Source organism: Mesorhizobium sp. LNHC229A00, from assembly GCF_000502415.1.
In the GTDB taxonomy this organism is placed as follows: Bacteria; Pseudomonadota; Alphaproteobacteria; order Rhizobiales; family Rhizobiaceae; genus Mesorhizobium.
The window spans coordinates 1-19,954 of the sequence record NZ_AYWQ01000018.1 but is presented as its reverse complement, the minus strand read 5'-3'; the positions used below and the strand labels follow the sequence as shown (position 1 = coordinate 19,954).

At 64.7% G+C, this 19,954-nt stretch carries 19 protein-coding genes and 1 pseudogene; 14 read left to right on the top strand and 6 right to left on the bottom strand.

Going from position 1 to position 19,954, the window contains the following annotated elements; all coding sequences use genetic code 11:
* Positions 1–17 precede the first annotated feature (17 nt).
* The 4 genes and pseudogenes from X742_RS144840 (at position 18) to X742_RS144850 (ending at position 4,948) form a co-directional block, all read left to right on the top strand.
* Entirely contained in the window at positions 18–713 is a 696-nt protein-coding gene (locus tag X742_RS144840) for an ABC transporter ATP-binding protein (protein ID WP_023774450.1), read from the top strand.
* Positions 713–3,263 (top strand): annotated as a pseudogene (locus X742_RS01000000170585) (ABC transporter permease). Before X742_RS144840 ends, X742_RS01000000170585 begins: the two are co-directional and overlap by 1 nt.
* A gap of 227 nt (positions 3,264–3,490) precedes the next feature.
* Positions 3,491–4,264: a Bax inhibitor-1/YccA family protein gene (locus X742_RS144845; protein WP_023774447.1), complete on the top strand. Its 774-nt coding sequence runs from the start codon at positions 3,491–3,493 to the stop codon at positions 4,262–4,264.
* A 105-nt stretch (positions 4,265–4,369) separates the two neighbouring features.
* The gene (locus tag X742_RS144850; protein ID WP_023774446.1) at positions 4,370–4,948 is read left to right on the top strand and encodes a GNAT family N-acetyltransferase; all 579 of its coding nucleotides are present in this window, start codon (positions 4,370–4,372) and stop codon (positions 4,946–4,948) included.
* Between the two features lie 75 nt (positions 4,949–5,023).
* Here X742_RS144850 and X742_RS0138150 read toward each other — a convergent pair whose 3' ends face one another.
* On the bottom strand, positions 5,024–5,404 hold the full coding sequence (locus X742_RS0138150) for a DUF2794 domain-containing protein (protein WP_023782086.1): 381 nt from the start codon (positions 5,402–5,404) through the stop codon (positions 5,024–5,026).
* Between the two features lie 550 nt (positions 5,405–5,954).
* Here X742_RS0138150 and X742_RS144855 point away from each other — a divergent pair.
* Genes X742_RS144855 through X742_RS144880 form a run of 6 tightly spaced genes read left to right on the top strand, consistent with a single transcriptional unit; the run spans position 5,955 to position 11,896 of the window.
* Complete coding sequence (locus X742_RS144855; protein WP_032922074.1) at positions 5,955–6,590, top strand: XRE family transcriptional regulator; 636 nt, start codon at positions 5,955–5,957, stop codon at positions 6,588–6,590.
* A 35-nt stretch (positions 6,591–6,625) separates the two neighbouring features.
* Positions 6,626–7,696: an extracellular solute-binding protein gene (locus X742_RS144860; protein ID WP_031248376.1), complete on the top strand. Its 1,071-nt coding sequence runs from the start codon at positions 6,626–6,628 to the stop codon at positions 7,694–7,696.
* 22 nt (positions 7,697–7,718) lie between these two features.
* Positions 7,719–8,582 carry an ABC transporter permease gene (locus X742_RS144865; RefSeq protein ID WP_023774442.1) on the top strand — a complete coding sequence of 288 codons (864 nt, stop codon included), beginning with the start codon at positions 7,719–7,721 and terminating at the stop codon, positions 8,580–8,582.
* Positions 8,582–9,379, top strand: coding sequence for an ABC transporter permease (locus tag X742_RS144870; RefSeq protein WP_023774441.1), 798 nt, complete (start codon positions 8,582–8,584; stop codon positions 9,377–9,379). Before X742_RS144865 ends, X742_RS144870 begins: the two co-directional genes overlap by 1 nt.
* Entirely contained in the window at positions 9,376–10,488 is a 1,113-nt protein-coding gene (locus tag X742_RS144875) for an ABC transporter ATP-binding protein (protein ID WP_023774440.1), read from the top strand. Before X742_RS144870 ends, X742_RS144875 begins: the two co-directional genes overlap by 4 nt.
* A gap of 22 nt (positions 10,489–10,510) precedes the next feature.
* Complete coding sequence (locus X742_RS144880) at positions 10,511–11,896, top strand: FAD-binding oxidoreductase (RefSeq protein WP_023774439.1); 1,386 nt, start codon at positions 10,511–10,513, stop codon at positions 11,894–11,896.
* Positions 11,897–11,950: 54 nt separating this feature from the next.
* Here the strand turns inward: X742_RS144880 and X742_RS144885 are convergent, their stop codons facing one another.
* A complete protein-coding gene (locus X742_RS144885) occupies positions 11,951–12,760 on the bottom strand; it encodes a thioredoxin family protein (protein WP_023774438.1) in 810 nt (269 codons plus the stop codon).
* A gap of 407 nt (positions 12,761–13,167) precedes the next feature.
* A complete protein-coding gene (gene acnA / locus X742_RS144890; protein WP_023774437.1) occupies positions 13,168–15,858 on the bottom strand; it encodes an aconitate hydratase AcnA in 2,691 nt (896 codons plus the stop codon).
* Positions 15,859–16,142: 284 nt separating this feature from the next.
* On the opposite strand from acnA, the gene ccmA reads away from it, so the two are divergent.
* The 4 genes from ccmA to X742_RS144910 all read left to right on the top strand — a co-directional run bounded on the left by ccmA (position 16,143) and on the right by X742_RS144910 (position 18,336).
* Complete coding sequence (ccmA, locus tag X742_RS144895) at positions 16,143–16,751, top strand: heme ABC exporter ATP-binding protein CcmA (protein ID WP_023774436.1); 609 nt, start codon at positions 16,143–16,145, stop codon at positions 16,749–16,751.
* A gap of 49 nt (positions 16,752–16,800) precedes the next feature.
* Entirely contained in the window at positions 16,801–17,466 is a 666-nt protein-coding gene (gene ccmB, locus X742_RS144900) for a heme exporter protein CcmB (protein ID WP_023774435.1), read from the top strand.
* A 124-nt stretch (positions 17,467–17,590) separates the two neighbouring features.
* The gene (gene ccmD / locus X742_RS144905; protein WP_023774434.1) at positions 17,591–17,758 is read left to right on the top strand and encodes a heme exporter protein CcmD; all 168 of its coding nucleotides are present in this window, start codon (positions 17,591–17,593) and stop codon (positions 17,756–17,758) included.
* Positions 17,755–18,336, top strand: coding sequence for a DsbE family thiol:disulfide interchange protein (locus X742_RS144910; RefSeq protein WP_023774433.1), 582 nt, complete (start codon positions 17,755–17,757; stop codon positions 18,334–18,336). Before ccmD ends, X742_RS144910 begins: the two co-directional genes overlap by 4 nt.
* Positions 18,337–18,417: 81 nt before the next feature.
* Here X742_RS144910 and X742_RS144915 read toward each other — a convergent pair whose 3' ends face one another.
* The 3 genes from X742_RS144915 to X742_RS144925 form a co-directional block, all read right to left on the bottom strand.
* Positions 18,418–18,657 carry a Trm112 family protein gene (locus X742_RS144915; RefSeq protein ID WP_023793525.1) on the bottom strand — a complete coding sequence of 80 codons (240 nt, stop codon included), beginning with the start codon at positions 18,655–18,657 and terminating at the stop codon, positions 18,418–18,420.
* 84 nt (positions 18,658–18,741) lie between these two features.
* On the bottom strand, positions 18,742–19,413 hold the full coding sequence (locus X742_RS144920; protein WP_023774431.1) for an LON peptidase substrate-binding domain-containing protein: 672 nt from the start codon (positions 19,411–19,413) through the stop codon (positions 18,742–18,744).
* 106 nt (positions 19,414–19,519) lie between these two features.
* Positions 19,520–19,954: tetratricopeptide repeat protein (locus X742_RS144925; RefSeq protein WP_023774430.1), on the bottom strand; the 435-nt coding region annotated here is incomplete at its 5' end.

Below are 19,954 nucleotides of genomic sequence, written 5' to 3'. Positions count from 1 at the left end.
TATAGGACGCTTTCATTTTGACAGAAGCCGTCATCGCGCTGAAAGACGTATCCCTGACACTCGGCGAAGGCGCTTCGTCGGTTCATGTATTGAAGGGTGTCAGCCTCGACGTCGCGCGCGGCGAGGCGACTGGCATCGTCGGCCCGTCGGGGTCCGGCAAGTCGACATTACTGATGGTGCTGGCAGGGCTGGAGCGGGTCGATTCCGGTACGGTGCGCATTGCCGGCGAAATCCTCAACGGTAAAAGCGAGGACCAGATCGCTTCGTTTCGCGGCCGAAACATTGGCATCGTGTTCCAGTCCTTCCACCTCATCCCCAATATGACGGCGCTCGAAAATGTCGCGGTGCCGCTGGAACTGGCCGGCCGTGCCGATCCCTTCTCGGTGGCGGAGCGGGAACTGGCGGCCGTCGGCCTCAGCGACCGCGTCACCCATTATCCCGGCGAGCTCTCCGGCGGCGAGCAGCAGCGCGTGGCGATCGCCCGGGCGCTGGCACCATCGCCGCGCATCCTGATCGCCGACGAGCCGACCGGCAACCTCGATCAGGCGACGGGGCGGCAGGTCGCCGATCTGCTGTTCGCCAAGGCCGCCGAACGCGGCATGACGCTGGTGCTGGTGACCCATGATCCGGCGCTCGCGGCGCGCTGCTCGCGCCAGGTTTCGATGCGCTCCGGCCGGATCGAGGCGCCGCCGCCGGTCAGGGTCAGCGCCTGATGCCGCTGGCGCGGACCTTGAAGCTTGCCATCCGCTTCTCGCTGCGCGAGATGCGCGGCGGCCTGTCCGGCTTCCTCATCTTCCTCGCCTGCATCGCGCTCGGCGTGGCGGCTATCGGCGGCGTCAATTCGGTGGCCCGCTCCATCACCGCCGGTGTCGCCGATCAGGGCCAGACGCTGCTCGGCGGCGATCTTCGCTTCCAGATCAACCAGCGCGACGCCAGCCAGGCAGAACTCGGCTTTCTCGACGGGCTGGGCGTGGTTTCGCATACCGCCGGCATGCGCTCGATGGCGCGCCTGGCTGACGGGTCCGACCAGGCGCTGGTCGAGGCCAAGGCTGTCGACGAGGCCTATCCGCTCTATGGCGCGCTGGAAACCGAACCGGTGCTGACGAAGCAAGAACTGTTCGGCGGGCAGTTCGGCGTTTTCGGCGCCGCGGCACCCGACCTCTTGTTCGAACGGCTGCATCTCAAGATCGGCGACCGGCTTAAGCTCGGCACCGCCACGTTCGAACTGCGCGCCAGGCTGGTGGCCGAGCCTGACGCGGTCTCCGACGGGTTCGGCTTCGCGCCAAGGCTGATGATCTCGACCGAGGGCCTGGCCGCCACCGGGCTGATCCAACCGGGCAGCCTGGTCGAGAACGCCTACAAGGTCCGGCTGCCCGCCGGTGCCGACGAGGCTCGGCTCAAGGCCATCCAGGACCAGGCGGCCAAGGATTTTCCGGAGGCCGGCTGGTCGATCCGCACGCGCAGCAACGCCGCACCGGCGCTTTCCTCCAACATCGAACGCTTCTCGCAGTTCCTAACGCTGGTCGGGCTCACCGCGCTGGTGGTCGGCGGCGTCGGCGTCGCCAACGCGGTGCGCGCCTATCTCGACGGCAAGCGCGGCGTCATCGCCACCTTCAAGAGCCTGGGGGCATCCGGCGGCTTCGTCTTTGCCGTCTACCTCGTGCAGATCCTGATCATCGCCGCGCTTGGCATCGTGCTCGGCCTCGTGCTCGCGGCGCTGATGCCGTTCGCGGCGAGTGCCGCGCTTCGGTCGGTCATTCCCGTGCCGGCGCAAGGCGGCTTCTATCCCGGCGCGCTCGCCATGGCGGCGCTGTTCGGCCTGCTGGTGACGCTGGCCTTCGCGCTGCTGCCGCTCGGCCGCGCCCGTGACGTGCGCGGCAACCGCGCTGTTTCGGGAGATGGGGCTGGAAGGCCGGGGTCTCCCGCGCCCCGTCTATGTCGTTAGCGCGCTCGGGATCGCGCTTTTCCTGGCAGCGCTGGCGATCCTGTTTTCGGGCGACCAGCGCATCGCCTCGATCTTCGTCGGCGCCACCGTTTTTGCTTTCCTGGTGCTGCGTCTCGTCGGCGGTCTGGTGCAATGGGCAGCCAGGAAAAGCCCGCGCGTGCGCTTTGTCGCGCTGAGACTTGCCATCGGCAACATCCACCGGCCCGGGGCGCTGACGCCCTCGGTGGTGCTCTCGCTGGGGCTTGGGCTGACGCTCTTGGTGACACTGGCGCTGATCGACGGGAATCTCAGGCGCCAGATCTCCGGCAGCCTGCCGGAGCGGGCGCCGAACTTCTTCTTCGTCGACATCCAGGGCAGCGAAGTCGATGCGTTCTCCTCGCTGATCGCGGACGAGGCGCCGCGGGGAACGCTGGCCAAGGTGCCGATGCTGCGCGGCCGGGTCATGGCGCTCAACGGCGTCGCCGTCGACAAGGTTAAGGTGCCGGCCGAGGGCGCCTGGGTGCTGAAGGGAGATCGCGGCCTGACTTACGACACCAAGCAGCCGGAAAACGCGACGCTGACCGAAGGCAAGTGGTGGCCCGACACCTATACCGGCGAGCCGCTGGTTTCGTTTTCAGACAAGGAAGGCAAGGAAATCGGGCTGAAGCTCGGGGACACGATCACCGTCAATGTGCTCGGCCGCAATGTCACCGCCCGCATCGCCAATTTCCGCCAGGTCGAATGGGAAACGATGGGCATCAATTTCGTCATGGTGTTCTCGCCCAACACATTCGCCGGCGCCCCGCATGGCTGGATAGCCACGCTCACCGAAAAGAACGCCTCGACGGCCGACGACGCGCGCGTCCTCAACGCCGTCACCCGCGCCTTCCCCGCCGTGACGACGGTGCGGGTCAAGGACGCACTCGACATCGTCAACCGGCTGGTCGGCCAGCTCGGCACGGCGATCCGGGCGGCGGCCGGCGTGGCGCTGATCGCCTCGGTTCTCGTGCTTGCCGGCGCGCTTGCCGCCGGCAACCGGGCGCGCATCCATGACGCGGTGGTGCTGAAGACGCTGGGCGCCACCAGGCGAACGCTGATCACGGCATTCTCTTTGGAATACATGCTGATCGGACTGGCCACCGCGATTTTCGCGCTCGCCGCCGGCAGCGCCGCCGCCTGGTTCGTGGTCGCACGCATCATGACACTGCCATCGCATTTCATGCCCGAGGTGGCGGTGGCGACGATTGCCTTTTCGCTGGTGATCACGGTCGGCATCGGCCTTGCCGGCACCTGGCGGGTGCTCGGCCACAAGGCCGCACCCGTGCTGCGAAACCTCTGATTCGCCGGCCGGCGCCCGCCTGCCCGGGTTAAATCTTGGTAAGAATGCCGTCCGAAACGGCCGGCGAAGCCGCATTTTGACCCGTCACGAACCGTTACACCCGGTTACGGTCTTGTTCTCGAGGCGAATAACCATCATATTCCGCGCAGGCATGCTGGAGCCCCCCAGCGGCGCCTGGGTCCGCAAGAGGCCCGACACCGGACGGGGCAGAAGCAACGAGGATTCCAATGGCTGATCCCATTCGCAACTATCAGACGTCGGCGGTGCCCGGCGTCCGCGCCGACATCGACCAGGGTTTGCGCGCCTACATGATCAAGGTCTACAATCTGATGGGGCTTGGGCTGCTCATCACAGGCCTTGCCGCCATCGGCACGATCATGCTGGCCACCACCACCGATCCGGCTTCGGCCGTCGCGACGCTGCCGAGCGGCGAGATGCTGACCTCCTTCGGCTACGCGATCTTCGGTTCGCCGCTGCGCTGGGTTGTCATGCTGGCGCCGCTGGCCGCCGTGTTCTTCCTGTCGTTCAGGATCCAGTCGATGAGCGTCGCCGCCGCGCAGACCACCTTCTGGGTCTATGCCGGTCTGGTCGGCCTGTCGCTGTCGTCGATCTTCCTGGTCTACACCACGGCCAGCATCTCGCAGACCTTCTTCGCCACCGCCGCGGCCTTCGGCGCGCTGTCGCTGTTCGGCTACACCACCAAGCGCGACCTGTCGGCGATGGGCTCGTTCCTGATCATGGGCGTGTTCGGCATCATTATCGCGTCGGTGATCAACATCTTCCTGCAGTCGTCGGCACTGACCTTCGCCGTCTCGGCGATAGGCGTGTTGGTCTTCGCCGGCCTCACCGCCTATGACACGCAGAAGATCAAGGAGATGTATTTCGAGGGCGACACTTCCGATGTCGCGGGCCGCAAGGCCATCATGGGCGCGCTGTCGCTCTACCTCGATTTCATCAACCTGTTCATGTTCCTGCTCCAGTTCATGGGCGACCGCCGCTAAGCGGCATTGGACCATCGACTCCTGGAAGGGCGGCCCAACGGCCGCCCTTTTCTTTTGCGCGGGCCTCTGCTGTTATCGAAAGCACAGGAGAGGCTTGCATAAAGAATGAGCAATATCGTGATCAGGCCTGCGACCCCCGCCGACCTCGACGCCATAACCGAAATCTACGCCGACGCGGTTGCCAACGGCACGGCGAGCTATGAACTGGAGCCCCCCAGCCGCACCGAGATGGGGACGCGATTCGCCGCACTCGCGGCCGGCGGCTTTCCCTATCTGGTGGCTCAAAAGGCAGGCGCCGTGCTTGGCTATGCCTATGCCGGCGCGTTCCGGCCGCGCCCGGCCTATCGCTTCATCGTCGAGGATTCGGTCTATGTCGCGCCTGACGCGAAGGGCCAGGGTGTCGGCCTTACACTAATGCAAAGCCTGGTCGCGGCGGTCGAGGCGGCAGGCTTCCGCCAGATCGTCGCGGTGATCGGCGATGGCCGCGCCGACAGCGCCTCGGTGAGGCTGCACGAAAAGCTCGGCTTCCGTCATTCCGGCCGCCTCGAGGGCTCCGGTTACAAACACGGGCGCTGGTTGGACACGTTATTCATGCAGCTATCGCTCAACGGCGGGGCATCGCTGCCACCTGATTCGGATTCGCTGCCGGAGCGGAAGTTCCGGAAGGGAGAACTGAAGAATTGAGGAATAAGACACTCGGCGCCTGACGTAAGCGGCTCTTTTCCTTCGCTCCTCAATTCTTCAATTCGCCATTCACCCCTATACCAGCTTCAGCTTGCTGTCGAAGACGCCGAGCACGCGGCCAAGCTCCTGGCCGCGTTTGAGGATGCGCCCGCCCGCCGCGATGACGGCGAAGGCGCCTTGCTTGCGCGCCAGTTTCGGGTCCTTGACGATCTGGAACAGCGGCACTTCGCTGGCACGGCGGAAGACGGAAAAGACAGCGCGGTCGGTGAGGTGATCGATGGCGTAGTCGCGCCATTCATTGGCCGCGACCATGCGTCCGTAAAGTCTGAGGATCTGGTCCAGTTCGCGCCGGTCGAAGCGGACCGGCTGGTCGAGGCGTGCGCTGCGCGCCTCGTGTAGCGGGATCAATATCGCGGATGCGTCTCCATCCCCCATCCCGCCGCCGTCATCGGTCATGCCTGCCTCGATCCTCAAAAATGAATCTTTGCCAACCAAAGTTGGCCCCTTCGCATCGCAATTGCAAGAGCCGGAGAACCGAAGCAGCGGCGCGCCGTTTCCGCCGCGTCCAGTCACGTTTGTGAAACGCGTGTTGGAATTGGTGATGGTTCGCCACATTTCTGCCTTTTTTTATCCGCGCTCATGCCCCAATGTCCGACGAATTTACCGGCGTTGCCTGAGACGGTTCGGTCCGGCACCGGCTCGTAAACCCCAAGCCCCCCGCCCACGGGTCTGCGTCGGATCGAACCAACCTCGGCCTTTTCCTCGGAAAAGCCGGGTGCGACGATCCCAAAACCTAAATGACCGACGTCAGAAGCAAGCTGACGTCGGTTTTTTCGTTTTTGAGCCTTGCACCCGGGACTGCGCGCGCCGAGCATCGGTGTAGGGCCGAGGTCGCCAGCCCCACGTCGCTATTCAATTCTGCCGACCATGCTTGCCATTTTCCGTATCACTTAATAGGGTGTTAAGTGGAACGGAGACGACAATGCCACACGCATCGGACTCCCCAGTGAAACAGTTGAATGGCCGGGCGGCCGTGTCGGAGGCCGGCGGCGTCGGCCCTCGTATCAAGGCATTGCGCACGGCCCGGCGCGTCTCGCTACGCCAGCTTGCCGACATGACGGGCACCACGGCGAGCTTCATCAGCCAGCTCGAGCGCAATCTGTGCGGCGCCAACACGGGCACGCTGCTCAAGATCGCCGCCGCTCTCGATCTCGGCATCAACGATCTGTTCGAGGACAATGCCCGTCCCCTGCACAAGGTTTTGAGGCGCGAGGAGCGGCCGGTCGTTCCGGTCGGCCTCCAAGGCCGCAAGATGCTCCTGTCGCGGCGGCCGATCCATCAATTCGAAGTCTATGCCGGCCATTTCGAGGTTGGCGGCTCGACCGGCGACGAGACCTATGTGCATGGCGGCGAGCACGAAATGTTCATGGTGCTCAGGGGCACCGTCGAACTGACGCTTGCCGACGAGCGCCATCTGATGCGCGAAGGCGACAGCGTCGAATACGCAACCTCGGTGCCGCACCGGACCGTCAATGTCGGCGACACGCCGGCCGAGGTGCTCTGGATCATCGCGCCGCCGACCGCCGGCGCGCTCGAACTCGATCGATACAGGCCCGGAAACCGCTCGCATCCGGGTGAATGAAAACAATGCGAGTTCTGCAAATGGGAGAGATGATCATGAAACTGAGATTTGGACATGCGGCGGCCGTCGCCTTGCTTCTGGCGGCCACCGCCGCGCTCGCGCAATCCAAGCCGGTGGCGGGAGAGGTCGCTGAAGGCTCGCTGAAGGGCAAGACGCTGACCCTGGTTTCCTATGGCGGCATCTACCAGGACGGCCAGGCGGCCGCGCTCAAGGAGTTCGTCGACAAGTCCGGCGTCAAGCTCCTCAATGACGGCCCGACGGAGATCGCCAAACTGCAGGCGCAGGTCGAGTCCGGCAATGTGACCTGGGACGTCGTCGATACCGACGACCTGCCGCCCTATGTCTATTGCGGCAAGCTGTTCCAGAAGCTCGATCTGACGAAGCTCGACGTCTCGAAAATCCCGGAAGGCCAGGTCGGCGAATGCTCGGTGCCGGCGATGAACTACGGTGTCGTGCTGATGTATAACAAGGAAAAGTACGGGGATAATCCGCCCAAGAGCTGGGCCGACTTCTTCGATACTCAAAAATTCCCCGGCGTGCGTGGCATCGACGGCTCCGGCAGCCCGACCGGTGGCCTGCTGGAACAGGCTTTCAAGGTTGCCGGCGGCGACCCGAAGGCGATGACGGTGGCCGATATCGACAAGGCGATAGATGTGGTCCGCAAGCTCGGCCCCGACACGATCTTCTGGAAGACGGGTGCAGAATCGCAGCAACTCGCCGAATCCGGCGAGGCCGACATGCTGATGATGTGGACGGGCCGCGCCATGACGGCGGTCAAGAACGGCGCCAAGTACGCGCCCGCCTGGCAGGACTGGCTGGTGGTGATGGACCAGATGACAATCCCCGTCGGCGTCAAGGATACGGATGCATCCTATGCGTTGCTCAATGCCTATCTCGGCAAGCATGCCCAGGAGATATTGGCGGAGAAGACCTCCTACACGCCGATCAACAACGACGCGCAGCCCAAGGTCGACGCTTCCGTCGCCGCCTACCTGACCAATACGCCTGAACGCCAGAAGCAGGGCTACAAGCAGAACTTCAAGTTCTGGGTTCCGAACTTCGCGGTGGCGCAGGAGAAGTGGGCGGCGCTGATGGCCGGGAACTGACCGGCTGACGGGAAGCAAGGCCGTGAGCGCGTCCGAGCCAACCATTCCGGCCGCCGAAAGGCGCTGGGCATGGCGGCCGTTCGCGCTCGCGTTGCCGGCCCTGGTCCTGCTTTTCGGGGTGATCGGCTATCCGCTACTGACCATCGTGCTGCGCAGCCTGTCGGAACCGGAGTGGGGAGCGCAGAACTATGTCTGGTTCTTCAGTGCGCCGATCAACCTTGTCGTGCTCCAGCGGACCTTCGTCATTTCGGCTTGGGTCACGCTGGTGTGCGTGGTTTGCGCTTATCCCTACGCCTATCTGATGACCGCGGTCGGTCCTCGCGTCCGGCTGGTGCTGCTCTTGTGTGTGCTGATCCCGTTTTGGGTGAGCGGCGTGGTTCGCACCTTGTCCTGGGTGATCCTGCTCCAGGATTCAGGCGTCATCAACTCGATCCTCAGGTCGCTCGGGCTCGGTGGTATCAGGCTGATCCGCACCCAGACGGGCGTGGTCATCGGCATGGCGCAGGTGCTTTTGCCGTTCATGATCCTGCCGCTCTATTCGGTCATGAAAGGTATCGATCTCAGGCTGATGCGCGCGGCGCAAAGCCTTGGCGCGCGGCCGTCCCGCGCCTTCTTCACCATCTACCTGCCGCTGTCGCTGCCGGGCGTCTATGCCGGGGCGATCATCGTCTTCATCCTGGCGCTCGGCTTCTACATCACGCCGGCTTTGCTCGGCGGTCCGCGTTCGACCATGCTGTCCACCCTGGTGCAGACACAGGTGCTCAGCCTGCTGCAATGGGGCCGTGGCGGCGCCATGGGCGTGGTGCTGCTGGTCACGACCTTCGTGTTGCTGGCGCTCGCCGCGCCCGTGATGCGATCCCGGTACCGGGAAGCGGAGCGGCGCTGATGGAGATGAAGCCGCTCACCCGCGTCATCCTCGGCCTTGTCTGCCTGTTGGTGGCCATATGGCTGGTGGCCCCCACGCTGGTCGTGGTGCCGATGTCGTTCAACGAGAACAAGTCGCTGGCGTTTCCGCCGCAGGGCTTTTCCTGGCAATGGTACCAGAATTTCGCCACGAACCCGGACTGGTCGAACAGCTTCCTCAATTCGCTGAAGGTCGCCTCGATCGTTGCCGTGCTGGCAACGGTGCTCGGCACGCTTGCCGCCTTCGGCCTCGACCGCATGAAGGCACGGCCGGCAAACCTGCTGCGCATGCTGATGTTGACGCCTATGGTGGTGCCGGGCGTGGTGCTGGCCATCGGCATCTACGCGGTCTATCTCGATACACGGCTTGTCGGCACGCTGCTCGGCTTCGTGCTCGCGCACACCATCCTTGCGCTGCCCTTTGTGCTGATTGCCGTCTCGGCCAATCTCGAAGTGTTCGACAGGCGGCTCGAGACAGCCGCGGCGAGCCTCGGCGCCAGCGCGCTCACCGCCTTCCGCACGGTGACGCTGCCGCTGATTGCACCCGGCATGCTGTCGGGCCTGCTGTTCGCCTTCGCCACCTCCTTCGATGAGATCGTCGTGTCGCTGTTCATCACCAATCCCTACCTCAAGACATTGCCGGTGCAGATCTTCGCTTCCATCACGCGCGACGCCGACCCGACGGTCGCGGCCGTCGGCACGATCCTGTTGTTTGCCACCACGATCCTGATCGGCGGCGGCATGCTTCTTCTTGGCCGCGAGCGGAAAGGACGCCAATGACCTTGGGGCAAGAGAGCAGGGGCGCGGCGATCGATCTCAGGACGATCAGCAAGGCCTATGGCAGCTTCAAGGCGCTGGACGGCGTGTCGCTGCACATCGAGGCCGGCGAGTTCATGACGCTGCTGGGACCAAGCGGCTCCGGCAAGACGACGACACTCAACGTCGTCGCCGGCTTCACCGAGGCCAGTGCCGGCGCGCTGGAAGTGGGGGGCAAGAGCGTCGTCGGCGTGCCGGCGCACAAGCGCAACATCGGCGTGGTCTTCCAGCATTACGCGCTGTTTCCCCATATGACGGTGAGCCGCAACGTCGCCTATCCGCTCGCCTTGCGCGGCGTGGCGGGAGCCGAGCGCGAACGACGGGTGCGCCAAGCGCTCGACATGGTCAAGATGGCGGATTTCGGCCATCGCTTCCCCAGCGAGCTTTCGGGCGGCCAGCAGCAGCGCGTGGCGCTGGCCCGCGCCATCGTCTTCGACCCGCCGCTGCTGTTGATGGACGAGCCGCTCGGCGCGCTCGACAAGAAGCTGCGCGAATGGCTGCAGCTCGAGATCAAGCGCATTCACCGCGAACTCGGCACCACCTTCGTCTATGTGACGCACGACCAGGAAGAGGCGCTGGTGCTGTCGGATCGCATCGCCGTGTTCAACCGGGGCCGGATCGAACAGATCGGTACCGGGCGCGAGCTGTATGACGAGCCGGCGACACTGTTCGTCGGCAAGTTCATCGGCGATTCCACCGTCTTGCGCGGGGCCGCCGCCACCTCGGGCCAGGAGACGGCGATCGAGATATCAGGCCAGACGGTGACGACCGCCAAGCGTCTCCCCAATGGCGGCAGGCCGGTCATGCTGCTGCGTCCCGAAAAGCTGGCGCTCGCCCGCCCTGGCGCAGGCGGCGATGGCCGCAACCGGCTCACGGGGCGCATCGGCGAAGCCATCTATCTCGGCTCCGGCTCAAAATACGAAGTCGATCTGGCCGACGGCTCGAAAGCCATCGTGCGCTCGACGCTGGAAGCAGACAGTTTCGTCATCGGGGACGAGGTCGAGGTGCTGTTCGCCGGCGCCGACGTGAAGCTGCTCCCCGACGACGACAAGGCTGACCTGACGCTCACCTGATTTCGGAACGGATTTCAAGAAAATGCAAGCCAAGCACAATGGCGACGTGTCGTTCTGGTATGCCGATATCGGCGCGGTGCCGGCCTATCGGCCGGCCTTGCCCGGCGACATCGAGGCCGATGTCTGCATCGTCGGCGCCGGTTACACCGGCCTGTGGACAGCCTATTATTTGAAGAAGGCGCGGCCTGCGCTGCGCATCGCCATCGTCGAGAAGGAGTTCGCCGGCTACGGCGCGTCGGGCCGCAATGGTGGCTGGCTGTCGGGCGGCTTCAGCTGGTCGCGTGAGAAATACGCAAAGACCTCCTCGCGCGGCGCGGTGATCGACATGCAGCGCGCCATGTCCGGAACGGTCGATGAGGTGATCGCGGTGACGGAAGCCGAAGGCATCGACGCAGATATCCGCCGTGTCGACAACATCACCGTCGCCACCAACACAGCACAATTGCAGCGCGCCAAGGCCGAATACGAGGAGCTGCTGGGCTGGGAGATGCCGCCGGAGCGGCTGGCCTTCCTCGATGCGCGGGAGGCGCGCCAGCGGATCGCCATAGACAAGGTGCTGGGCGCCTTCGTCGTACGCAACGTCGCGCGTGTCCAGCCGGCCAAGCTGGTGCAAGGCCTGGCGGCGGCCGTCGCGCGGCTTGGCGTGCCGATTTACGAGCAGACGCAGGTGCTGGCGATCGAGAAGGGCAAGGTCACCACCAGCAGAGGCATCGTGCGGGCAGGGAAGATCGTCCGCGCCACCGAAGGCTTCACGGCTGGCATCCCCGGCTACGAGCGTCTCTGGCTGCCGCTGAACAGCGCCATCGTGGTGACCGAGAAGCTGCCGCAAGAACTGTGGGATCAGATCGGCTGGAACGGTTACGAGGTGCTGGGCGATGCCGCCCACACTTATTGCTACGCGCAGCGCACGCGCGAAGGCCGCATAGCCATGGGCGGCCGTGGCGTGCCCTACCGCTTCGGTTCGCGCACCGATGTGCGCGGCCGGACCCAGCAAGCGACCATCGACCAGTTGCACGAGGTGCTGACCAGGTTGCTGCCGCGGACCAAGGGCGTGCGCCTCGACCATGCCTGGTGCGGGACGCTTGGCGTACCGCGCGACTGGTGCACCACTTCAGGCTTCGACCGGGAAAGCGGCATTGGCTGGGCCGGCGGCTATGTCGGGCTCGGGGTTTCCAGTTCCAACCTGTCAGGCCGCACCTTGCGCGACCTCGTGCTCGGCCACGACACCGAGCTGACCCGGCTGCCCTGGGTCAACCGCACGGTCAAGAAATGGGAACCGGAACCACTGCGCTGGCTCGGCGTGCATACAATGTACCAGCTCTATCGCATCGCCGACCGGCGTGAAGCAAACGGCTTGGACCGGACCTCACGCCTTGCGGCTTTCGCCGATCGCCTGACCGGACACTGAGCATCCGGGCGAACTGCGTCACAGGTCCCCGGCATTGCGCCGAACCGCGTGACGTTACAGCTTACGATCGAGGGAGGTCTCGGATCCGGGTTTGTGGATGAAAGCCGCACCCAGGATGGGGCCTGGCAGGCCATCCTTGCCGACCGACTGCAAAAGCACGGCGCAGCCGCCTTTCTTGGTGATCTCGCTCAGCGGCAATTCGTATCGCTGCGCCATGCCATGCCACATGCCGGCGGTCTGGATCCCGGTGACCGCGTTCCAATAGGTCATCTTACGGCCGGAGTTCTCGCCCTGGCCGATCTTGACAGTCTGCGGCGCGTCGAAATAGACGATGACGACATGGGCGTCGTTCGGGCCGGCGCCGGCGTCACCTGCGTCGATGATCACCCGGTCGCCGGTGCGGCTGACCTTGATGGGCACACGCATGCCTTCGCCGACACGGGCCATGCGGGCAAGCGCGCCGTCGACCTCACCGCGATTGGCGCCGTTGACATGCATGCGGCCGTTCAGGACGGCCTGCGGCGTATAGACCGAACGGCTGCTGAAATAGCGCATATAGTCATATTGCCGCTCGGTGTTTTCCTTGTGGCTCAGCGTGTCCTTCCAGCCGAGATAGTCCCAGTAGTCGACGTGATAGGCGAGCGCGACAAGGTCTTGCCTCGTGGCGAGTTCGGCGAAGAACGCGTCCGCCGGGGGGCAGGAACTGCAGCCCTGGCTGGTGAACAGTTCGACCACGCCGAGCGGCCTGTCGGGTTTCTCGGCCTGGGCCGTTTCGGGCTCGCTGGCACGGCCAGCGCCGGCATAAACCGAGAAGGCCAGCGCAAAGGCTGCCAGCCACAATGATCGTCGCGAGGCCATGACCATTCCAATTCCCACCGGTGATGCCGGCTTTGTTCTGCTTTGCCGAAATATGTGGCAGAACGGGAAGTCAACGGGAAGTCACGTTGCGGTGAAATTTACCGCTGCAATCGGGAGGTAAGGCCGCAATAGGAGCAGCCGCTGCATTTCAAGGCGTGGTTCGATTGAGCGGCGGCATCATCGCCATGCGGCAAGTTCTCCTCACCGCCATCTATCTCTATTGCCAACGCACCGGCCCTGGACTTTGGTCCTGGCCGGTCAATGCTTTGACGACCTTGCCTTCATCCCGGCAGGACTGTGCGGCATGCTGGTCCGCGGCCGCGGCAGGGGTATTGCGAGTAGCGAGTAGTGAGTAGTGAGTAGTGAGTAGTGAGTAGGAGCGTCCCTGCGTCCTACTCACCACTCACTGTTTTCTAGGCCGCCAGATCGCGCAGCACGTACTGCAGGATGCCGCCGTTCTTGAAGTAGTCGAGCTCATCCAGCGTATCGATGCGGCAGATGATCGGCACGTTCTTCACCGTGCCGTCGCCATAGGTGATCTTGGCGGTCATCGTCTGGCGCGGCTTGATGGCGCTCAATCCGTCGATCTCGACCAGCTCGTCGCCCTTGAGGTTGAGGGAAGCCCATGAGGTGCCTTCCTCGAAGACGAAGGGGATGACGCCCATGCCGACCAGGTTCGAACGATGGATGCGCTCGAAGGACTGGGCGATGACGGCGCGGACACCAAGCAGGTTGGTGCCCTTTGCCGCCCAGTCGCGCGACGAGCCGTTGCCGTATTCGACGCCGGCGAAGATGACCAGCGGCACCCCTTCCTTCTTGTATTCCATCGCCGCGTCGTAGATCGATTCCTCTTCCTTGCTGGGATAGTGGATGGTGTAGCCGCCCTCGCGGCCGTTCTCGCCCAGCATGTGGTTGCGGATGCGGATGTTGGCGAAGGTGCCGCGCATCATCACCTCATGGTTGCCGCGCCGCGTGCCGTACTGGTTGAAATCGGCAACGCCGACGCCATGGTCGGTCAGGTATTTGCCGGCCGGCGAGGCGGCCTTGATCGAACCCGCCGGCGAGATGTGGTCGGTGGTGATCTTGTCGCCGAACAGGCCGAGCACGCGGGCGCCCTTGATGTCGCCGATCTTGCCGAAACCCGTGGTCATGCCGGCGAAGTAGGGCGGGTTCTGCACATAGGTCGAATTGTTGTCCCAGGCATAGGTCTGACCTTCCGGCGCCTTGACGTTCTGCCAGTACTCGTCGCCCTTGAAGACGTCGGCATATTTGCGGGCGAACAGCTCGCGGGTGACGTTCTTCTCGATGAACTCCTGGATCTCCGCCGAGCTCGGCCAGATATCCTTGAGATAGACCGGATTGCCGTTCCTGTCGTCGCCGAGCGGCTCCGTGGTCAGGTCCCTGGTGACTGTTCCAGCCAAGGCGTGGGCGACGACCAGCGGCGGCGACGCCAGGTAGTTCGCCTGCACGTCGGGCGAGACGCGGCCTTCGAAGTTGCGGTTGCCGGAGAGCACCGCGGCAGCGATCAGACCCTTGTCGTTGATGGTTTTGGAGATCGGCGCCGGCAGCGGGCCGGAATTGCCAATGCAGGTGGTGCAGCCGAAGCCGACCAGGTTGAAGCCGATCTGGTCGAGCTCCTTCTGCAGGCCCGACTTTTCCAGATATTCCGCCACCACCTGGCTGCCAGGGGCCAGCGAGGTTTTTACCCACGGCTTCTGCTTCAAACCGAGGCGGTTGGCGTTGCGGGCAAGCAAGCCCGCACCGATCAGCACTGATGGGTTCGAGGTGTTGGTGCACGAGGTGATGGCGGCGATGACGACGTCGCCATGGCCAAGGTCATGGTCGGTGCCTTCGACGGCGTAGCGCTTGGAGATTTCCGCCGCCTTCTTGTATTCGGTGTCCATCGCCTTGGCGAAACCGGCCGGAATGCCTTCCAGCGCGACACGGCCCTCGGGGCGCTTGGGACCGGCCATCGATGGCACGACGCTGTCCAGTTCCAGTTCCAGCAGGTCGGTGAAGACCGGATCGGCGGAGCCGGACTCGCGCCACATGCCTTGCGCCTTGGAATAGGCCTCGACCAGGGCGATGCGGTCCTCGCTGCGGCCCGACATTGTGAGATAGCGGATGGTTTCCTGGTCGACCGGGAAGAAACCGCAGGTGGCGCCATATTCGGGCGCCATGTTGCCGATGGTGGCGCGGTCGGCCAGCGTCATGTTGGACAGGCCAGGCCCGAAGAACTCGACGAACTTGCCGACGACGCCCTTCTTGCGCAGCATCTGGGTGACGGTGAGCACGAGGTCGGTGGCGGTGACGCCCTCCTTGAGCTTGCCGGTGAGGCGGAAGCCGATGACTTCCGGCAGCAGCATGGAAACCGGCTGGCCGAGCATGGCCGCCTCGGCCTCGATGCCGCCGACGCCCCAGCCGAGCACGCCAAGGCCGTTGATCATGGTGGTGTGCGAATCGGTGCCGACGCAGGTGTCGGGATAGGCGGTGGTTTCGCCGTCCTCGGTGTTGGTCCACACCACCTGGCCGAGATATTCTAGATTGACCTGGTGGCAGATGCCGGTGCCGGGCGGCACGACGCGGAAGTTGCGGAATGCCTGCTGGCCCCATTTCAGGAACTTGTAGCGCTCTTCGTTGCGCTCATATTCGAGCTCGACATTGCGGGCGAAGGCCATCGGCGTGCCGAACTCGTCGACGATGACGGAATGGTCGATGACGAGGTCGACCGGCACCAGCGGGTTGATCTTCTGCGGATCGCCGCCAAGCGAAGCCATGGCGTCGCGCATTGCGGCGAGATCGACCACGGCCGGGACGCCGGTGAAATCCTGCATCAGCACGCGGGCCGGGCGGTAGGCGATCTCGACGCCGGCGGTGCCCTTGTCGGTCAGCCAGCCGGCCACCGCCTGGATGCTCTCCTTGGTGACGGAGCGGCCGTCCTCGTTGCGCAGCAGGTTTTCCAGCAGCACCTTCATCGAATAGGGCAACTGGGCAATGCCGGTGAGGCCGTTCTTCTCGGCTTCGACGAGGTCGAAATAGACATACTCGGCGTCGCCCGCTTTCAGCGTGCGGCGGCAATTGAAACTGTCGAGGGATTTTGACACGTGCGATCCGTCCTGTCTGTTCAGCCTGAAAGGGAACGGACGCCGATGGCATGCAATCACGCGCAAAGGTGCGGGTACGGCCATTTCCGCTGTCCGTTCCCAAGCAACCCGAGCCGTTCAAGGCGGCGCGTGCGCTGGTTCGGCGCTAATTCTGTTCCCGCGCCGACCGCTGGCACGGATGCCCCGCATATAGAGAATTTTGTGGAATAGTTCTAGACAGTTGCAGAGCAAATTTGTGCGATGCGGCAGCGTTCGCGAAACATTGATTTCAGGGCAGGCGAGGGATGCGGCTTATCGCCGAAAATCTGGGCGGCGAACGCGGCGGCGAGCCGGTTTTCTCCGGCATCGGCATTGTGCTCGATCAGGGCCAGGCCCTGGTCGTCACCGGGCCGAACGGCTCGGGCAAATCGACCTTGCTCATGGTGGTCGCCGGCCTGCTGCCGAAAACCGAAGGCCGTCTGCTGCTCGAGGGCGGCGGCGACGAGTTCCCCTCGATCGGCTCGGCCTGCCACTATCTCGGCCACCAGAACGCGATGAAGGCGGCGCTGAGCGTGACCGAGAATTTGCGCTTCTGGCGGGAGTTCCATGGCAAAGGCCGGCTCGATGTGGAGGAGGCTCTGGCAACGGTCGGGCTCAGCGGCATCGGCCATTTGCCGTTCGGCTATCTTTCGACCGGGCAAAGACGCCGCGCGACGATCGCGAAACTCTTGGTCAGCCATCGGCCGCTGTGGCTGCTCGACGAGCCGACGGCAGGGCTGGACAAGGCTTCGGAGGCGCGATTTGCAAGGCTGATGCGCGAGCATTGCGAGGAAGGCGGGATGATCGTGGCGGCGACGCATCTGCCGCTGGGATTGGCGGCGGCGAAAGAGTTGGTGATGGGGGAGGCCTTTTGATGACTGCCCCCTACGGCGCCCCCCTTCTTCAACAAGGGACCACATCGTAATGTGGTCGCTCTTCCTACGCGACATCCGCCTCTCGATCCGTGCCGGCGGCGGCGCGCTGACCGGCGTAATTTTCTTCCTCGCCGTCATCGCCACCATCCCTTTCGGCGTTGGGCCGGATCTCAAGCTTTTGGCCCGCATCGGTCCGGCGATCCTGTGGATCGGCGCGCTGCTTGCCTGCCTGCTCGGCCTCGACCGGCTGTTCCAGGCCGACCGCGAGGACGGTTCGCTCGATCTCCTGGTGCTCGGCAACGACCGGCACATGCTGGCGCTGACGGTGCTGGTGAAGTGCGTCGCGCATTGGGCGGGCAGCGTCCTGCCGCTGGTGGTCGCGGCCCCACTGCTCGGCCTGTTCATGAACATGGAACCGTTGGCCATAGGCGCCACGGCGCTGACGCTGCTGGTCGGCACGCCGGCCATCACCTTCATCGGTGCCGTGGGCGCCGCGGTGGCGGTGGCGCTGCCGCGTGGCGGCCTCTTGATCTCGGTGCTGGTGCTGCCGCTGACCATACCGGTGCTGATCTTCGGCGTTTCGGCGAGCTATGGCGCGACGGCCAATCCCGATCCGTTCCTGCAGCCCTTCCTCATTCTTGCCGCGCTGACGCTGTTTCTTGGCGTCCTGGGGCCGACCGCCGCGGCGCTGGCGCTGCGCCACGGCACGGATTGAGGCGCAAGAGCTCTGAAGGCTGCGGCGTGGCGGCCGATTGCGGAGCCGCCGGCGCGCGGCTAAGGGAAGACATGATCGAACGAGGCGGAAAGACCCGGCTGGAACTGGCGATGGAGCGGCGCGCATGAGCGCGCATGCGCTCTACGTCGCGGCGGCCTACGCGATCACCGCCGTGGCACTGGCCGGGCTGATCGGCTGGATACTCATCGACCAGCGGGCGCGCAAGCGCGAACTCGCCGAACTCGAGGCGGCCGGCGTGCGCCGCCGTTCCGACAAGGCAGCCAAGCCATGAGCACAGGGACGGAAACGCCGACGCCGGCCCGTCGCCGCCTTTTCGTATATTTGCCGCTGCTGGTCTTCCTCGGACTGGCCGGACTGTTCCTGTCGCAGCTTTTGTCGGGACGCGATGCCTCGGAAGTGCCGTCGGCGCTCATCGGCCTGCCGGCGCCGCGGACCAACCTGCCGCCCCTGGAGGGCAGCAATTTGCCCGGGCTCGATTCGAAAGCCTTCGCCGGCAAGGTCACGCTGGTCAACGTCTTTGCGTCCTGGTGCGCGCCGTGCCGGGAAGAGCACCCGGTGCTTCTCGCGCTGGCGCAGGACAAAAGGTTCGCGATGGCGGCGCTAAACTACAAGGACCGGCCGGAAAACGCCCGCCGCTTCCTCGGCGACCTCGGCAATCCGTTCCAGGCGATCGGCGTCGACGAAGCCGGCCGCACGGCGATCGACTGGGGTGTCTATGGCGTGCCGGAAACCTTCGTCATCGGCAAGGATGGCAAGATAGCCTACAAGCATGTCGGCCCGCTGACGCCAGAGTCCACCAGGGAGCTTCTCCTGCCGCAGATCGACAAGGCGCTGGCCATGCCGAACTGAGGCGATGGCGCGAAAACCCCAGGATATCCCTTGGTTTGTATACGTTTATGGTTGAAGCGGAGCGGACCGCTCCGCGCCACCTCAATTCGGCCCACCTGATCGTGGCGGCGACAGCACATCCTCGGCCGAGAGCACCCTCGCTTCCGAGGGCAGCATGATCGGGATGCCGTCGCGCACCGGATAAGCGAGCTTGGCGACCCGCGAGACCAGCTCGCCGCGCTCGGGATCCCAGGCCAGCGGCCCCTTGGTCAGCGGGCAGGCCAGGAGTTCCAGCAGCTTGGGGTCAACATTGGTCTTCTTTCCGTCGCGCCCATCCGCCATTGGGTCCCCTTCCGGTTTCACGCCCAGCATGTCAGGAAATCAATCAGGCCGTCATTTGCAGGGCGGCTGGATATCGACGCATCCCTACTGCAGGCTCGAGCCAAAATCCTCATTCTCGCGCGCCAGCGTCATCTCGGTGATGGCGATCAGCGTTTCGGCCCTGGTTTTCAGGTCCGCGGCCTCGAGCAATGCCTGCTTCTCGGCCGGTCCGTAGGGCGCCATCATCGACAGCGCGTTGACCAGCATGGCGTTTTCCGCGCGGCTGACGCTTTGCCAGTCGGCTTCCAGATCATTGGCCTGCAGATAGGCGCGAAAGGCTCTGAGCAGCGCCGGCCGGTCGATTTCATTAGCCGCCTGCTCCTCGTCGAGATCAGCGAGGAAGGGCGCCGGCTTCGCCTGGCGGAAGGGCGTCTTGACCGTCAGCTCGTGGGCGACGCGGAACCGGCACACGCCTTGCAACGAGATCAGGTAGCGACCGTCGCCGGTCTCGGAAAAGGCGATGATGCGACCGATGCAGCCGACGCTGCAAAGCTCCGGCTCGCCATCCTCGCGCAATGCGCCATTGAGGCCGGGCTGGATGACGCCGACGAGCCGCGAGCCGCCGACCGCCTCGTCCACCAGCTGCAGGTAGCGCGGCTCGAAGATGTTGAGCGGCATGCGGCCGCCCGGCAGCAGCAGCGCGCCTTCGAGCGGAAAGAGTGGGATCGTCGACGGCAGATCCTTGGCGAGCCGATAATGCGCGTTTCCCGCTTGCACCTCGTTCCTCCGATCGCTTCCCTCGCGAAGCGTCAATCCTGCCCTGTCCTATCTGGGGCTCAGGCCTTGCGCCGCAAGCCCTTGCGACAAAACAACCATGAGCGGCTCAGGAAAACAGCAATGCCGACAATTTGCGGCGCGCCGCAAGCGTCGCCTCGTCGGTCATGCCCCAGGCCTCGAACAGCTGCAGCAACTGCGTCCTGGCGCCATCCTCGTTCCAGCTCCGGTCGGCCTTGATGATGGCCAGCAGATTGTCGGCGGCTGCCGTGCGATCGCCCATGGCGTTCTGGATCATGGCCAGGTCGAAACGGGCCTGATGGTCCTTGGGGTTTTCCGCAAGCCGCCGCTCGAACTCGGCCGGATTGCCCAGCGCCGCCGCCTGCGCGGCCAGCGCGATCTTGGCGCGCAGGGCGGCCAGCGGCGGTGCATCCTTCTTGGCCTCCGGCGCCGTTGCCAGGAGCGCCTCGGCACCCTCGGTGTCGCCGGCCTCGAACAACAGGTCGCCCAGCCCGCCAATCGCCTCGACCGTTTCCGGCGCCTG

Excerpts from the sequence above, each read along its gene's own strand:
- X742_RS144845 (WP_023774447.1), top strand. The coding sequence starts at position 3,491 with ATGGCTGATCCCATTCGCAACTATCAGACGTCGGCGGTGCCCGGCGTC.
- X742_RS144850 (WP_023774446.1), top strand. The coding sequence starts at position 4,370 with ATGAGCAATATCGTGATCAGGCCTGCGACCCCCGCCGACCTCGACGCC.
- X742_RS0138150 (WP_023782086.1), bottom strand. The coding sequence starts at position 5,404 with ATGACCGATGACGGCGGCGGGATGGGGGATGGAGACGCATCCGCGATA.
- X742_RS144860 (WP_031248376.1), top strand. The coding sequence starts at position 6,626 with ATGAAACTGAGATTTGGACATGCGGCGGCCGTCGCCTTGCTTCTGGCG.
- X742_RS144870 (WP_023774441.1), top strand. The coding sequence starts at position 8,582 with ATGGAGATGAAGCCGCTCACCCGCGTCATCCTCGGCCTTGTCTGCCTG.
- X742_RS144875 (WP_023774440.1), top strand. The coding sequence starts at position 9,376 with ATGACCTTGGGGCAAGAGAGCAGGGGCGCGGCGATCGATCTCAGGACG.
- X742_RS144880 (WP_023774439.1), top strand. The coding sequence starts at position 10,511 with ATGCAAGCCAAGCACAATGGCGACGTGTCGTTCTGGTATGCCGATATC.
- X742_RS144885 (WP_023774438.1), bottom strand. The coding sequence starts at position 12,760 with ATGGTCATGGCCTCGCGACGATCATTGTGGCTGGCAGCCTTTGCGCTG.
- ccmA (WP_023774436.1), top strand. The coding sequence starts at position 16,143 with ATGCGGCTTATCGCCGAAAATCTGGGCGGCGAACGCGGCGGCGAGCCG.
- ccmB (WP_023774435.1), top strand. The coding sequence starts at position 16,801 with ATGTGGTCGCTCTTCCTACGCGACATCCGCCTCTCGATCCGTGCCGGC.
- ccmD (WP_023774434.1), top strand. The coding sequence starts at position 17,591 with ATGAGCGCGCATGCGCTCTACGTCGCGGCGGCCTACGCGATCACCGCC.
- X742_RS144910 (WP_023774433.1), top strand. The coding sequence starts at position 17,755 with ATGAGCACAGGGACGGAAACGCCGACGCCGGCCCGTCGCCGCCTTTTC.
- X742_RS144915 (WP_023793525.1), bottom strand. The coding sequence starts at position 18,657 with ATGGCGGATGGGCGCGACGGAAAGAAGACCAATGTTGACCCCAAGCTG.